The following is a 14367-nucleotide window of genomic DNA, read 5'->3' on the forward strand; positions in this document are numbered from 1 at the left end:
AAGCGGCAGAATGGCAGAGGGCTGGAGGTGTTTGGCGGACCGGCAGCCGCACGAGACAGGGATGCGCTGACCGCGATTTACGACCGGCTCCACGCGGCCTCTGGCGGCGAACCACGTTGGAAGCGTATCGCAGGCCGAGCCCATCATGGGAGATCCTGCTCAACCTCGATCAACTCGCCGTCAGCGAAGACGAGGACTGGCTTCTGAACGCCACGGGCGCACCGCCAGGAACTCATTCGCGGTGGATCTTGAGTCTATCGCACGGCGGAAGCGACGCCCTGACTTTGCGGAATTCGACACTGACACGAAGCTCTTCACGATGGCTTTATCTTGCCCGAAGCCAAGCGTAGCTGCGTAGGCAGTGATCTTTGAGACCAAGGTCGCTCATGTGTCAGTGGGTTGCAGTATTAACGACACTGTCGTGCCGCCGGACCTGGTTCATCGAGGCGCAGACGTCTTCAATTGCGTGCTCTGGGTCGGCGATGAAACGGGCGCCAAGACGAGGCGCGATCTGCCAAGTAACATCTGGATGCAGTCGTATCGCAACTGGCTTGCCTGAAGCCGCGCGAACCCTCGTCTGTGGCAGGGCGGACCCATGCCGCGGATATGGTAATCGTCATCTCGCTGCCGGTGTTTCTGGGGGGGCAGTTGCCGGTTCGAAGTTCTCTTCGAACCGGGCGCGCGCCAGCCGCTGCAGAGCTTCTTTTGGAGTGCGGGCAAGCTCGTGCTTTGTATTATCGACGAACTCCGGCCAGATCTTCGAGATCTGCACGCCATCCAATAATGGCACCGCGAGCGATTAGGCGGGCTTCCTGATCTTGGAATCGTCGACATGTGGTCTCTCGATCGCGATCCGTCCAAGAGCAATGGCGACTTGCTGGCCCACGTCGAGGATCCGCTCACCCCGCCGTCCTTCATCCTGATGGAGCGAGGCGTTGCCAGTCCCGCCGTGCTGAAGCAAGCGCCGAAGACATTTGCCGCCCGCGGAGCACTGCGCGGTCACCCGGCACGAGGCCATCTCGATCGACGGTGAACGAGTTCCTATTCACAGACCGGCCCGGTCAGACAGGCCGGCATCGCGCCGGTCCATATGAGCGGATATGGCGGGTTTGGGATCTCGGGGAAACCGTACTACAATTCCGCGCTCGGTAAGCTTTGGCAGGATTGCGACGGCACCGCGGTTCAGGCAATTTTGCGCGGCGGCGGCGAGTTCGGCACGCGCTGGCACGACGCCGGCCGGCTCGCCGGCGAGAGATTGTCGCATGATGATGCGCAGCCGTCGCCGCCGATCTTGTAAAACGCGGCGTGACACAGGCCAAGCGGATCGCGGCCGAGAGTGGATCGAACGGCGGCATCCTCATCACCAACATATGAATGCGATATCCCGAGCGCTCCGGCGCATTGGTCGACATGCGCCGCTGCATCAGCCTGCTCGCGGGGGCGAGCTGGCTCGCCGAATATGGCGATCCCGACGAGGCTGAGGATTGGAAGTGGCTGAAGACCTATTCTGCCTATCATGGCGCAAGACCCGGGTAGTCCTATCCACCGATCCTGATGGCCACCAGGCGGCGTGACGATCGCGTCCATCCCGGACATGCGCGCAAAATGGCAGCGAAGCTGCGCGCGTGGGCTATGAGGCTTATCTCTATGAGCATGCGCTGGCGGCCACGGCTGTTGCAAGGACAACAGCGAGCACGCCGGCTTATTGGTGCTTGGCCTGCGTTTGCTGAAGAGCAGGATCGGCTGGCTGGCTGCCGAGACGTCGGCGATGTAGCGTAGTTCTTGGGCGCCAGTTCGCGCGATGTCGACCGGGGCGGCTGCCGCTTGTAGATCTCAAGGCATCCACACTTGCACGACCTATTCGAGATGCCAACCCACGTTTGGACGAACGTCCAATTCGCGGCCGCCGGAACCCTGACCACCAGCCGTTTCTTTTCACCTGCCTGACAATGCCGTCCCGAATGTCACGTGGGAGCCCGCGCGATCTTCCACGGCATAGGTCGGTAACGGGGCTGCTTCTCGCCCGCATCTACGAAGGCTCGCCCCATCAAGTTGCCCTTCAAAGCGTCCCGAAAGTCTTTTGCGGATTGTGCTTTGCACAGGCGTCACATTTTGACGACAAGATCGACTTTCAGTGACGCCACCCGCCCTGCTTTTTTGCCAAGAGCATAGGTGAAGCAGCCAACCCGTCGTCAAAACAACGCTGCCAGCGCTCCTGTGATCGCAATCTCTGTCAGCTTTCCAACATGAGTTGATAAACTGACATTCGAGCGGGCGTTACCTAACTACTTGAAGCAAACCGCAAAAGTCATTTGCGGCACGCATGGCACGCCAGTTGCTCTTAGCTTTTCAGAAACGACTCTGTGGATGCTTGTCGGAAGGGTTCGGCTTGCGAATAGAATTGGAAAAATGAGTACTTCAGCGCAACACCAGGTATCCTGCGGCGGCAGCGAGATCAGCGAGACCATGCAAGCGGTCACTAAGCACAAGGGCTGCGGTACCATCGGCGGCAGCGGGAAGGCGAGCTGCGGATCTCAGACCGGCATCAGCAATCTGCCAAATGAGATCTGGGAAAAGGTGAAGACCCATCCCTGCTACAGCGAGGAGGCGCACCACCATTATGCCCGCATGCATGTCGCGGTCGCACCCGCCTGCAATATCCAGTGCAATTACTGCAATCGCAAATACGATTGCGCCAACGAATCGCGCCCAGGCATTGTCAGCGAAAAGTTGACGCCCGAGCAGGCCGCCAAGAAGGTGCTGGCGGTTGCTTCCGCGATCCCTCAGATGAGCGTGGTCGGCGTTGCCGGCCCTGGCGATCCGCTAGCGAATCCGGACAAGACATTCAAGACGTTCGAGCTTGTGAACAAGCTCGCGCCAGGTATCAAGCTGTGCCTCTCGACGAACGGTCTTGCGCTAGCCGATCATGTCGACACGATCGCAAGACTCAAGATCGATCACGTGACGATCACGATCAACATGATCGATCCCGAAATTGGTGCAAAGATCTATCCCTGGATCTTTTACTGCCACAAGCGCTACACCGGCGTTGAAGCTGCAAGCATCCTTAGCAATCTGCAGCTCCAGGGCGTGGAGATGCTCACCGCGCGCGGCATCCTGTGCAAAGTCAACTCGGTGATGATTCCCGGGATTAACGATCAGCATCTGGTTGAGGTGAACAAGGCTGTGAGGTCGCGCGGGGCCTTCCTGCATAACGTGATGCCGCTGATATCGTCGCCCGAGCACGGCACCGTGTTCGGTCTCAGGGGACAACGCGGCCCGACCGCACAGGAAGTGACCGCGTTGCAGGATAGCTGCGAAAGCAAGATGAACATGATGCGTCATTGTCGCCAGTGCCGGGCCGACGCCGTCGGACTGCTCGGAGAGGACCGCGGCTCGGAGTTCACCATGGAAAAGATCATGGCGATGGACATCAAATACGACGAGCAGCCCCGAAAGGCGTATCAGGCCGAAGTCGAGAAAGCGCGCATCACAAAGCTTGCGGCCAAGCAGGAGGAGCTCGCGGGGCTCGCCAGCGTTTCGAGCGAAATCAAGGTGCTGGTGGCGGTTGCAACCAAGGGCTCGGGCTTGATCAACCAGCACTTCGGTCACGCCAAGGAGTTCCAGATCTACGAGCTCTCGACTTCAGGCGCAAAATTCGTTGGTCATCGTCCTATCCATCCCTATTGCCAGGGCGGCCATGGCGAGGACAGCAAGCTCGAAATCGCCATTGGCGCCATCAAGGATTGCCACGCCGTATTCGTGTCAAAGATCGGCGGCTGCCCGAAGGCCGAATTGATCAAGGCCGGCATCGAGCCGGTCGATCAGTACGCCTGCGAGTTCATCGATGCCTCGACGATCGCCTGGTTCAAACTCTATCTCGATAAAGTCAATGAGCGGAAGATTAAGCACCTTGAGCGGGTCGATCCGGCCCGCCACAATGCGCTGATTTCCGCCGCGTGAAGGATGGGTTCAGACAATGCCGTTCAAAATCATCGCCTCGCAATGCACGGGTTGTTCAGCGTGCGAAACGCAATGCCCAAATCTTGCTATTTCCGAGGTAGCCGGCGTTTTCCTGATCGATTCGGAGCAATGCACCGAGTGCGACGGCTACTTTGACGAACCGCAATGCGTGGCGGTTTGTCCGGTTGACAACACATGCGTGCTCGACACAGCACTGCCACGCCATCGGGCGCCCCCTTGAGGACCACAACATGGATGTCACCACGACACGAACGGTTCAGAAATTCGGGCGGATGATGCGTCGCCTTGACGAGGCGCCGACCGCGGCTGTCGCCCTCCCAAACCGGATGGACGGCTCGCCCTGGTCGCCGACTTTTTCGCCAGTTGGCGAGCCATATTCTGACGACGCGAACGTCGAGGGCAACGCGTTAAGCTATTCCCGCCGGCCCGAAGGCTGCGGTCTTGAGCGTCGAGGATCGATTTCGCCGATGCATCCACCAAGAGCGGACCGGTCTTCCGCGATATCAATCCAGTCACCTGCGGCCATCAATGAACAGGCGACATTCATGACAGAGGCCTTCTTCAGTCGGTCATCCGAGCGAAACGAGGGCGTCCTCCCCGAGCTCTGTGTTGGTCGCACGGTATCGAGCCGGCCGAGCATCATTACAGGGCGGCAGGGTTATCCGATCACCTCGATGAAGAGGCAGAAAATCAAACTGCGTCCAGTCAAGGCGTTCGTGATGCGAATATGATTTTGCTGCCGACCGGCGCGGTCGTCCCACCAGCCCGAATTCGGCTGCTATGAGAGTACCTCGCGTGGGTCTTGCTATTCTCGCTCAAGGCTTATTTCCCACTTGGAGATGCGTCTCGGGCGACTCAAGGGAAGGGCGGCGGTTGTCGTGAGACTGCTGGGGCGCAGTCCCGCGCACAAGATTGGCGCCAAGGTTTGTGAGGCACGCTCGATCGGATGGGCGGGACCATGATTGATGTCATCCACGATGCCCTCAGTTGCCGGGGCAATCAGGTCGATTGTGCCGGCTGCGCGTGTCGCGCTGAACCGCACTTCTTGCTCCCGGCTCAAGCTCGTTGTGTGTCAACGACGGACTCGCGTGCAGCATCGGCGGCTTCCTCAACATCCATCGTGGGCTCTCGGATCGCCATCTCAAGCATCCGTTTTGGCGGGCCGGGCGTTGATGTTGACGCACCGTCATCCCCGTTGGCTCATCCAATACGTGGTCGCAAGCCGCGCCGCGGTGCGGGAATCGACGGAGTTGATCGAGGATCGTGATAGCGCGGTCCGTAACGCCGGGCGCTCGCGAAGCGCGGCACAGTTGAAGCATGGAACGGGGACGGCAGCATGAGTAACATCGCCCGTGATAGTGACATCGTCGAGTTGACGGACGTGCCCTTCTTTGATTATGGCGACAAGGTGCGGGCCAACCGCACCATCCGCAACGACGGCACCTATGTGGGCAAGGAGATCGGTGAGGTTCTGGTCAAGAAAGGCGAGCTTGGCTATGTCGTCTCGATCGGTACGTTCCTGCAACAATTTTATATTTATGGGGTCGAATTCCTCGCTTCAGGCCATCGCGTCGGCATGAAACGCAAAGAGCTTGATCTCGTCACGCGAAGCCACCGAGGCGAGGAGCCTTGCTTGTCAGGAGGGGCACCCTGATGATCGAACCAAGGTTGCCAAAATACCGCGCAGGCCAACGTGTCGAGGCGGCAATCGATCTGCTCAACGACGGTTCCTTTCCCGACGCGTCGGCGGAAGAGTGTCTGGTCAGCGTCGGACACATTGGTGAGATCGTCCAGGTCGGTCTCCATACAGAAGCGAACCTACCCATCTATATGGTCGACTTCGGCAAGCAGTTGGTGGTTGGGTGCCTCGAGGCCGAGATCTCCGCAGTCCAGGACATCGCGCAATGAACGCCGCCATCATCAGACAACATCATTCGGGATTGCCTGCGCATCCCAACGAGCTCGACCGGTGGCGGATCGTGCGCGCGCTGACGAGGCGCGAGCGCTACCGATATGTCTCGCCAAAGGTGACACCGGTTGCTGGCGGCTACCTTGTCGAGAGCCGGTGCTGCTCAGGCAATATCGACGCGGAGGGAGGCCTCGTCGATGTCGCGCTGTTGCACCACGATAAGACTGGGGCGGCATGGCAGCTGTTCCGCAAAGATCACGGCAAGGGCGTCTGGCAGTGGCATTCTACCCATCCACGGCTTGGCTTGGCGACAGCGGTTCTGAACGCCGATCCTGAACGTTTGTTCTGGCAATAAGGATTGTGGAGATGGTGCTCGCCGCAGGCGAATTGACGGAGATCGAGCAGACGCTCGCCGCTATTGATACAGCGTCTAAGCCCTGCCTCACGCTCCGGCAGAAATTTCCGCATCTCGCCTGGATTTGTTGCGAGGCCTCTGACATGACGCAGAGTCCGTTCCGCCGCGTCGGAGAGTTCGACCTGCATCTGCTCGACAGTGGCGGTCAGTGTGCACAGATTACGAATGATCCGCAGCGTGCCACCGGCATTGTGCTGGCCAAACGCTCTGGCAACTCATGATCAAGTAATCGCCTGCCGGTGCCAAGCTTACCCAGGTTAGGCCCGCGGGTTGTTTACCATGCGGTAATGACCAGCCCGGGGAGTACACGACGCTGTTCGTCGGGCCTTAGAGACCGGGGCAGGCGATCGTTCCTCGCAGCGGATTTGCCTTGGTTATCTCAACGTTGCTAATTAGGTCAAGAATACTGGGGCAGATCAATTAGGACGGGCAAGCCGTGCGCTCGATCCACCGACGAGGATCTGGTATCGCAAGATTTGCCTTTGTGAGAACTTTCACTTAAAGCCGTTTTCCTTCGGAAAAGAGGACAAGACGTTTGTTCTTCGCGCGGTAACGCCGTGCACTCGCCGTGGAGGCCTGTTGATGATGCGCGCGCAAGTGAGGCAGTGCGAGTGTCCCGGCCGATCCAGCGCTACTCCATCAATACGGGCGCCTGGTATCATTCTACGAAATGTCTTAGTGAGCTGAGGTCGGAGCATTCAAGCAAGAAGCGCTTTTGAGTTGTCTTTCGAAGACGCATCGAGCGTCCCGTCTCCGTGGCTTGCTTCCAGGTTGAAGCTGGATGACGTGCATGTCGGAAATCGCGTTTGTCGCGCAGATAAAAATGGAGGGAGGACAAATTCGCGTGTAGTTCCAGTTCTTATCTCGAAGAGAACCCGCTTAATAGTTGTCGATCGCCATTGATATGGTAATGGGATGCAGTTGCGTCTACGCCAAAAACAAGGCGCTACAGGCAAATGTGCAAAGCGAAATCGGAGAACATCACGTGGCAAAAACCACCAAGCGCAAAGAGTATAGTAAGGATGACGTCAGGCTGCTCAAAGGGCACTCAAAGGCCCGCACCCCTGTAGCTAGGGTTTCAAAGCTGATGAAGCGATCCGAGGGGTCTCTACGACAGAAAGCACGTACCTTGGGGATTGGCTTGGGTCACCAGCGCTGAGATATGATTCAATTTTCGGAAATTGACCGGCGTGATCGTGCCGGCCAGGCGGCTTACGACCGCCGGGCCAGCTGATCGTTCCAGGTCCGTGCGTCCGAGGGTCAGCTCGCGCGATGAACGAGCTGACCGGTCTGCCGATAGACCGGTCCACTTGGCCTAGACCTCATCGATTGTCATGGATTCAATCAGCGACTGATCAAGGCGCATCTGTGAATATAGATCTACCACCCGGAAATGCGGTCCGCGAGCGTGCCGGCGGATCATCAGCTCGGCCGGCAGACGTCATTCGGCGCTGAGCTGTCTCTCGCTACTAGGGTCAGGACCTAAATAGCGCCACGTGATTCTCTTGCCTCTGTGTTCTTGTTTCGGGGGCGAGAGAATGCGCGCGGGTTTGTTTTGGTTGAATGACAGGCAATGGGTTCGTATCGAATCCAATCTGCCGACGGGACTGACGGGGCCGGATCGGGACGACGATTGGCGCATCATCAGCGGTATTGTTCGCATGCTGAGAGGCGCGATGGCCTGATTGTCCGCGCGAATACGGTCCTTACACGATGATCTACAATCGCTTCAATCGCTGGGCCAAACGCGAACGATGGTGCGCAATCTTTCAAGCACTGCTCAAACCTGGCAAAGATGCCGTCGCGCTGTCGCTCGACTCGACTTCGATCGAAGCTCATCGGTGTGCCTCCGGCGGAAAAGGGGGAGCACAAGCAGGCAATCGGCCACTCGCGGGGAGGGGCGTGCGACAAAAATCCATGCGCTGAGCGATCCGCTCTGCCGACGGGTCGTCCTGCATCTGACCCCAGGTCAGGATGCCGACATCGCTGCCGCGCCCGATGTTCTGGCGCTCGCACCGCCCATGAGCGCGCTTCTCGCTGGAAAAGGGTACGACGGGGAAAACCTTCGGCCAAAATCGCTGGTCGCGGCGCCAAGCCCGTCATTCCCAATAAATCCAACCGTGTCGTCATTCATCGTTTCAACAGACGCGCCTACGGAGGCCGAAATGTCATCGAACGCTGCTTTTGACGGCTCAAGGGCTTCCACCGCATCGCCACATGATACGACAAGCTCGCCCGGAATTTCTTGGCGGCTGTTCAGCTCGCCGCTCTTTGAGTCTGTACCCTAGTTTGCTGTAAGCGCGGCGTGGACCGTGAAATCCTCTTGCAGCAGTTGGCGGTAGCCCACCGCAAGTCTCCCAGGACGCCGCGCGCATTGCCAAAAAGGAATTGCCTTCCACCCGGATCAAGTCCGTGGGGGCAAGGTCCGGATGCGTCAGCCCCTCGATCCTTGTCCGCTTTCTGACAGCGGTGCACAAACTGTGAGATTCAAAACACCGTGCGCCGTTTGCGTATCGCGAGCTGTTTCAAAGCACAATCAGTCGCTTAGTGCGCGCGAGGAGCGCTGGCACGGCCCTTGCTGTATCTCGCCGTAGGGCAATAGGCGCCAATCGGTGCGATGCTCAAATCCAAATGGAGAAAAGTGAATGCGTAAACTAACAATCGGCGTCCTCGCGCTGTTCATTTCAAACACTACCGCGTTCGCCGGCTCCGGGGCCATCGCATACTCCAAACCAGATGACGTGGTCGGTGTCTCGCATGGGTGTAGATCACAAAGGTGCGCTAAACGGTGGGCCCTGCTCGACTGTCGCCGCAAGGGCGGCTCGGATTGCCAAATCGAAGCTTCCGAAATCAACGCTTGCGCCGCCATTGCCATAGGCAATGGACGCGGGCTGGGACGTGGGTGGTGGTCCCACCCACGTGCTGAATTTGAAGAGGAGCTCTCGCAACAAGCCGCGGTGGTCGAATGCAATGAGACCGGCGACGGGGACTGCAAAGTGCGGGCCTCGGTTTGCCACTAAGGCCCCTCAGTAAGCCAAGGCCGTAAGGAAGGAGGTCAGGCGAACCCAAATTCGTAGCAGACATATCCAGCCGAACCCCGCGACTGAAGAGAGTTCTGTGCGTCAAGTTCAGTGAAATCGATCATGGGATTCGGCCGAGCCATCCCCTCGGAGCCGCCGTCGCTCGCCTCACCCAGAAGCGCAGCGGGCGAGCGACGGCGGCGGAGAGGGGGTGGCGTCCATCCCTTTGCTGGGCCTGCCCGAGCATCGTCGGGCCGCTGGCGTAACGACTCCTTGTGGTCCTTCAACAGATCCATGTTCAGCTAGCGACGGTCCTCGAGCCAAGGCTCATAGCGTTCGACGGTCAACGCACGGACGAGCCGTAGACAGCTCTCGCCATTGGGGAAGATACGCACCACACAGGTGCGTCGCCTGATCTCCTCGTTGAGCCGCTCCAGCATGTTGGTCGACTTCATGTGCTCGCGGTGTTCCAGCGGCAGGCGGAAGTGGGTGTCCGCCATCCATCGCCGTCCCGCGCGACAACCCAGATCCGACGCTCCTGCTGTTTCCACGCCCGACGATCTCTCGGCCTAGCTGCACCGCTGCCGCGCGCTTGGCCCCGGATGCCGAAGATCCGCATTGCCAGGCGGTCTGGGAGCAGAACCGCGCGCGCTTCTTCGGCAAGCCGGCGCGGCCCGTGCCGCAACAGGCCGCGCGGGCCACACCGTCGACGACGAACGCTGCGGAGGGAGATAACGATGAACAACGTCGGCGTCATCGACACCTTCCTCAACACCTTCACCACCTATATCGATTCAGGCTTCGGCCTGATCCAAGGCGAGATCACTTCTCTCGCCCCGACGCTGATCGTCATCGACATCACCTTGGCCGGCCTGTTCTGGGCGTGGGGCGCCGACGAAGGCATCCTTCAGCGGCTGTGAAGAAGGCGCTCTACATCGGATTCTTCGCCTTCATCATCACCAACTTCAACACTCTCTCGGGCGTCATCTTCAATAGCTTCGCCGGCCTTGGCCTGAAGGCCGGTGGCTCCTCCATCTCGACACCCGATTTCCTGCGGCCCGGCCGGCTCGCGCAGGTCGGTCTCGACGCGGGGCACCCACTGCTGGACGCCGCAGCCAGATGATGGGCTTCACCAGCTTCTTTGCAGTTGCGGTGCTGATGGTGTCCTGGCTCCTGGTCCTGATCGCCTTCTTCATTCTTGCGGTGCAGCTATTCGTCACGCTGATCGAGTTCAAGCTGACAACGCTCGCCGGCTTCATCCTCATTCCCTTCGCTCTCTTCAACAAGACTGCCTTTCTCGCCGAGAAGGTGCTGGGCAATGTCGTCGCCTCCGGCGTGAAGGTGATGGTGCTCGCTGTCATCGGCGGCATCGGCGCCGGACTGTCTCGCAGTTCACCACCACCTATGGCGGCGGCCAGCCGACGATCGAGCGGGCGCTTTCTGTCGTGCTCGCCGCACTCGCCATGCTCGGCGCCGGCGCCCGGCATCGCTAACGGTCTGTTCTCCGGCGCGCCGCAGCTTGGCGCGGGTGCTGCTGTCGGAACTAGCCTCGCCGTCGCCGGCACGGCGATGGCGGGCGGTGCTTCGCTCGCTCTCGCCGGAAGGGGAGCGATGGCGGCGGCCTCGGGTGCGGCGGCCGCCGAGCGTGGTGGTGCGGCGATGGCGGGAGGCGTGTCCTCCCCCTACAGCCTCGCCTCGGCCGGTCGGTCCAGCGCGGGCCGCGTTGCGTCCGGCTTTAGCGGCGCGGGCCGTGCGGCGGCCAGCGCTGTCGCCGCACCCGTCAGGCGCGCCGCCGAGCAAGCAACCGGGGCAATGCAGGAGAGCTTCGCCTCAGGCGCCCGCGCCAGTTTCGCCAACACGGGTGGCTCCTCGACTATGGGAGTCGTTGAGGGTGGCGAGGCCGCAAGAGGGAGCCGCTTCCCAAGGAGCGAGCGAGGTTTGCCCGCCTGGGTCTAGCGCATGAAACGCAATGAGGCGGTTGTTCACGGGCGCGCAGTCCGCCGCGCAAGCCCTCCAATCCGGCGATAGCCATAGCGGCGGCCACTCCGCGCCCGAACCCGCAACTCCGTACCAGCGCGCGGCGCAGGTTTGGAATGAGCGCATCGGCTCGGCCCGCGTGCAAGCCAAGAACTGGCGGCCGATGGCCTTGGGTTCGCTGATCGTGGCTTGCGGCCTCGTCGGCGGGCTCGTCTGGCAGTCCCCGCACGGCACCGTCGTTCCCTGGGTGTACAGGTCGACAAGCTCGGCGAGGCGCAAGCCATGGCGCCGGCTGCGGCCGACTACAGGCCGAGCGGCCCGCAGATTGCCTGTACCTCGCCCACTTCATCACGATGGTGCGCTCGCTTCCAGCGGATCCGATCATCGTGCGGCAGAAGTGGCCACAGGCCTACGATTTCACGACCAGCGCGCGCGCCTTGGCGTGAACGACTACGCCCGCGCCAATGCCCCCTCGCCAGTCTCGGCAAGCAGCAGGTCGCGATCGACGTCTCCAGCGTCATTCGCGCTTCGCCCGACAGCTTCCGCGTCGCCTGGGTCGAGCAGGGCTAACAGGATGGGGCGCTCGCCGGCACCACACTTTGGGCTGCGATCCTTGCCATCGCGATTCAGCCTCCAACCGACGCCGATCGGCTGCGCAAGAATCCGCTCGGCATCTACGTCAACGCCATCAACTGGTCGAAGGAGCCGGGACAATGACCCCCCCGATTTCCGTAAGCGCCGGCGGTCCGGCTTCGCCTCTCTCAATCGTTCAGCAAAGCCGGAAAGACAGGGATACGTGCTTCCGTAAATCCGCACTTACGGCTTTGCTGCTGCCCGTCGCGACGCATGGCGGCTGCGCGCACAATCTCATCCCCCGACATCAACTACGATACCGCGGAGCCGGCAACGCTCACCGCCGATCCGCCGTCGCCCGTCAAGATCGTGGAATTGCCAAACCCCTGCCGCTACCAGGGCAGTTGAAACCGCTCGCCGCCGGCAAACGAATCCCGGAAGCTGCTGATCCGAAGGTTCTCGTCAAACAGGCCAACGCCGCAGCACCGGTGCAGCCGGTCCGCACCGGTTTCATCAACGCGGTCCAGGTGTATCCGTTCTCCGGCGGCGCTCTCTACCAGGTTTATACGGCACCGGGCCAGATCACCGCCCACGGAGGCGGTCTATGACAGTCCGTCCGGCAAATATCTTCTGGTTCCGCAGGGTGCGAAGCTAATCGGCCAATATGACAGCTCCGTGGCTTTCGGCCAGAGTCGGATCCTCTTGGTCTGAACCCGCATCATCATGCCCGACGGCAACTCGATCGTCTTGGAGCGCCAGCCCGGCGCCGACACCGGTGGTCATGCTGGGCTCGAGGACGAGGGCGACAACCATTGGGGCATGCTGTTCAGGACCGCCGCTCTCTCGACCATGCTCGGCGTCGGAGCCGAGGCGGGCACGAGCCAGGACGAGAACAATCTCGTTCAAGCGATCCGCAGCGGTGCGTCTAACAGCATCCGCCGGACCGGACAGCAGATCGTGCAGCGCCAGCTCAACATCCAGCCAACGCTGACCGTCCGGCCAAGTTTTCCGGTCCGCGTGATCGTCACGCGCCATCTGGTGCTGGCGCCCTACCGCAAGGGAGGAACGCCGTGACGAAACTAAAGCTTGGGCCCCTTGAAGACGACAAGCCGGTCAAGCTCACCATCGAGCTGCCAACAGCGGTCTTCAGGGACCTGAAAAGCTATGCCGAGATTCTGACGCGTAGCGGAAACGCGACAATCCCGATCGAGCTGGCCAATTTTGATCGCGCCGATGATCGAGCGTTTCATGGCAACCGACCGCGCCTTTGCGAAGGCGCGGCGAAATGCTGCTCAGCCCGCACCTGCGTCACCGGAAAGATCCGGATAGCGCTCGCGAAGTAGGTCGAGGAACGGACCCAGCGATGGATTGCAGTTGGCCTGCCGCCAATAGGCGCGGAAGCTCAACCGCGTCGGACCCTCGGCATCATGCACCTCGCGGAAGGTGACACCCGGATAGACTGCGCCAGTCGCACTTTCCAATATCAGTAGAATGCCCCAGCCCACGCCGACCAAGGAGAGGAGGCGGTCGAGCACGACATCATGGCGAAGCAGCAGGCAAGGGTCGGAGGATCCCAATTTGCTGATGAGGAGCTTCAGGAATTCCGGTCCCGGGCCTCGCTGTGACATTAAAAGCGATTCGCGCCTCAGTTCGCCCCAGTGAACTACGTCACGGCCCGCCAACGGATGGTTCGCGGGGAGGGCGGCAACGACACGCTCGCTCCAGAGCAACAATGACCTGTCACTCCATTTCGGATTGGGCTCGACCACGAAGGCGACGTCAACGGCGGAGCTGGCGAGATCCGCGATCAAATGGTCTCTCGAGCCGTCGACCAGTTGCCTATCGACACCGGGGAAGCGGTGCCGGTGCTCGAGGAGAGTGGCCCGGAGATTGCCGGCTGAGAGGGAGGTGTGGATGCCGATGGTCAACCGACCGCTCTCGCCACGCGAGCGGGTCTTGAGACGAGCGGTCATTGCATCAGCTTCGCCCACGACGCGCCGGGCGGCATCGAGGAATTCCTGACCTTCAATGGTCGGTCGCGTACCGCCACTTGTGCGCTCGAACAGAGTGCTGCCCAACTTGCATTCGAGATTGCGCAAGCGGCGACTAAGAGTCGACTGCTTGATGTTGAGCGTCTCCGCCGCTTGCCGCAGGCTTCGGTGCTGGGACGCAGCGATCGCCCAGCGTAGATCTCGAAACTCCACAGGCGCGGTCGAAGCCCTATGGCGAGTTGCCGGTGACAAAACTGTTTCTTGAATGGGTCACTCCATTTGCATGCGCTTCTTCAGCACCCCTGCCAGCGAATTCGTTGACTACTGTGAGGTGCGGTCAATTCGGAATAGCTAGGATTCCGGTTCCGGCGGCGTCCCAGACGAGGACACCACCGTAATTTTGGAAGCTTTGATCTTGCGCTTGAGCGCCCGCCTTTTCATGGTGGCCGTCAATCGAGCTTTCTCAGTGATGTGTTCAAAGGTGGGTTGCGAACCGAT

Annotated in this window: 13 protein-coding genes and 8 pseudogenes; 19 read left to right on the forward strand and 2 right to left on the reverse strand. The window is 60.5% G+C overall.

All coding sequences use genetic code 11. The features are described from left to right. The first annotated feature begins 832 nt into the window (after positions 1-832). The 12 genes and pseudogenes from ABIC03_RS25810 to ABIC03_RS25865 all read left to right on the forward strand — a co-directional run bounded on the left by ABIC03_RS25810 (position 833) and on the right by ABIC03_RS25865 (position 9328). The gene (locus tag ABIC03_RS25810) at positions 833-1033 is read left to right on the forward strand and encodes a hypothetical protein (protein ID WP_354062140.1); all 201 of its coding nucleotides are present in this window, start codon (positions 833-835) and stop codon (positions 1031-1033) included. A 57-nt stretch (positions 1034-1090) separates the two neighbouring features. Continuing rightward, on the forward strand, positions 1091-1297 hold the full coding sequence (locus tag ABIC03_RS25815; RefSeq protein WP_354062142.1) for a hypothetical protein: 207 nt from the start codon (positions 1091-1093) through the stop codon (positions 1295-1297). A gap of 77 nt (positions 1298-1374) precedes the next feature. Next, the gene (locus ABIC03_RS25820; protein WP_354062144.1) at positions 1375-1536 is read left to right on the forward strand and encodes a hypothetical protein; all 162 of its coding nucleotides are present in this window, start codon (positions 1375-1377) and stop codon (positions 1534-1536) included. 873 nt (positions 1537-2409) lie between these two features. Beyond that, a complete protein-coding gene (nifB, locus tag ABIC03_RS25825; RefSeq protein ID WP_354062146.1) occupies positions 2410-3963 on the forward strand; it encodes a nitrogenase cofactor biosynthesis protein NifB in 1554 nt (517 codons plus the stop codon). A gap of 16 nt (positions 3964-3979) precedes the next feature. Next, the gene (locus ABIC03_RS25830) at positions 3980-4204 is read left to right on the forward strand and encodes a 4Fe-4S binding protein (RefSeq protein WP_283018115.1); all 225 of its coding nucleotides are present in this window, start codon (positions 3980-3982) and stop codon (positions 4202-4204) included. A 10-nt stretch (positions 4205-4214) separates the two neighbouring features. Beyond that, entirely contained in the window at positions 4215-4715 is a 501-nt protein-coding gene (locus ABIC03_RS25835; protein WP_354062148.1) for a hypothetical protein, read from the forward strand. Positions 4716-5320: 605 nt separating this feature from the next. Next, positions 5321-5638, forward strand: a complete 318-nt coding sequence (locus ABIC03_RS25840; RefSeq protein WP_354062150.1) for a nitrogen fixation protein NifZ — start codon at positions 5321-5323, stop codon at positions 5636-5638. Beyond that, entirely contained in the window at positions 5638-5892 is a 255-nt protein-coding gene (locus ABIC03_RS25845) for a nitrogen fixation protein NifZ (protein WP_354062152.1), read from the forward strand. Before ABIC03_RS25840 ends, ABIC03_RS25845 begins: the two co-directional genes overlap by 1 nt. Then, entirely contained in the window at positions 5889-6248 is a 360-nt protein-coding gene (locus ABIC03_RS25850; RefSeq protein ID WP_354062154.1) for a DUF3024 domain-containing protein, read from the forward strand. The genes ABIC03_RS25845 and ABIC03_RS25850 overlap by 4 nt, the downstream gene beginning before the upstream one ends. A gap of 11 nt (positions 6249-6259) precedes the next feature. Further along, positions 6260-6529, forward strand: a complete 270-nt coding sequence (locus tag ABIC03_RS25855; RefSeq protein ID WP_354062156.1) for a DUF6129 family protein — start codon at positions 6260-6262, stop codon at positions 6527-6529. 1298 nt (positions 6530-7827) lie between these two features. Further along, positions 7828-8526, forward strand: a pseudogene (locus tag ABIC03_RS25860) (IS5 family transposase); the annotation flags it as partial. A 427-nt stretch (positions 8527-8953) separates the two neighbouring features. Further along, positions 8954-9328, forward strand: a complete 375-nt coding sequence (locus tag ABIC03_RS25865) for a DUF4189 domain-containing protein (protein WP_354062158.1) — start codon at positions 8954-8956, stop codon at positions 9326-9328. 302 nt (positions 9329-9630) lie between these two features. Here ABIC03_RS25865 and ABIC03_RS25870 read toward each other — a convergent pair. After that, positions 9631-9819: pseudogene (locus tag ABIC03_RS25870) on the reverse strand (transposase); the annotation flags it as partial. Between the two features lie 101 nt (positions 9820-9920). Here ABIC03_RS25870 and ABIC03_RS25875 point away from each other — a divergent pair. From ABIC03_RS25875 to ABIC03_RS25900, 7 genes and pseudogenes are all read left to right on the forward strand, one after another. Beyond that, positions 9921-9983 (forward strand): annotated as a pseudogene (locus ABIC03_RS25875) (hypothetical protein); the annotation flags it as partial. A gap of 82 nt (positions 9984-10065) precedes the next feature. Beyond that, positions 10066-10248 (forward strand): hypothetical protein, encoded by a 183-nt coding sequence (locus tag ABIC03_RS39285; RefSeq protein ID WP_502917355.1) that lies wholly within the window; start codon positions 10066-10068, stop codon positions 10246-10248. Positions 10249-10274: 26 nt separating this feature from the next. Then, positions 10275-11284 (forward strand): annotated as a pseudogene (trbL, locus tag ABIC03_RS25880) (P-type conjugative transfer protein TrbL); the annotation flags it as partial. A gap of 94 nt (positions 11285-11378) precedes the next feature. Beyond that, a pseudogene (gene trbF, locus ABIC03_RS25885) lies at positions 11379-12022 on the forward strand (conjugal transfer protein TrbF); the annotation flags it as partial. Next, positions 12019-12465, forward strand: a pseudogene (locus ABIC03_RS25890) (P-type conjugative transfer protein TrbG); the annotation flags it as partial. The pseudogenes trbF and ABIC03_RS25890, both read left to right, overlap by 4 nt. Next, positions 12419-12952, forward strand: a pseudogene (locus ABIC03_RS25895) (TraB/TrbI/VirB10 family type IV secretion system protein); the annotation flags it as partial. The pseudogenes ABIC03_RS25890 and ABIC03_RS25895, both read left to right, overlap by 47 nt. Continuing rightward, a pseudogene (locus tag ABIC03_RS25900) lies at positions 12949-13207 on the forward strand (DUF2274 domain-containing protein). The pseudogenes ABIC03_RS25895 and ABIC03_RS25900, both read left to right, overlap by 4 nt. Here the strand turns inward: ABIC03_RS25900 and ABIC03_RS25905 are convergent. Beyond that, positions 13171-14082 (reverse strand): LysR family transcriptional regulator, encoded by a 912-nt coding sequence (locus ABIC03_RS25905; protein WP_354062160.1) that lies wholly within the window; start codon positions 14080-14082, stop codon positions 13171-13173. The pseudogene ABIC03_RS25900 and the gene ABIC03_RS25905 sit on opposite strands and share 37 nt — an antisense overlap. Positions 14083-14367: the final 285 nt, after the last annotated feature.

The sequence above is a fragment of the Bradyrhizobium sp. RT6a genome (assembly GCF_040547675.1).
Lineage (GTDB): Bacteria > Pseudomonadota > Alphaproteobacteria > Rhizobiales > Xanthobacteraceae > Bradyrhizobium.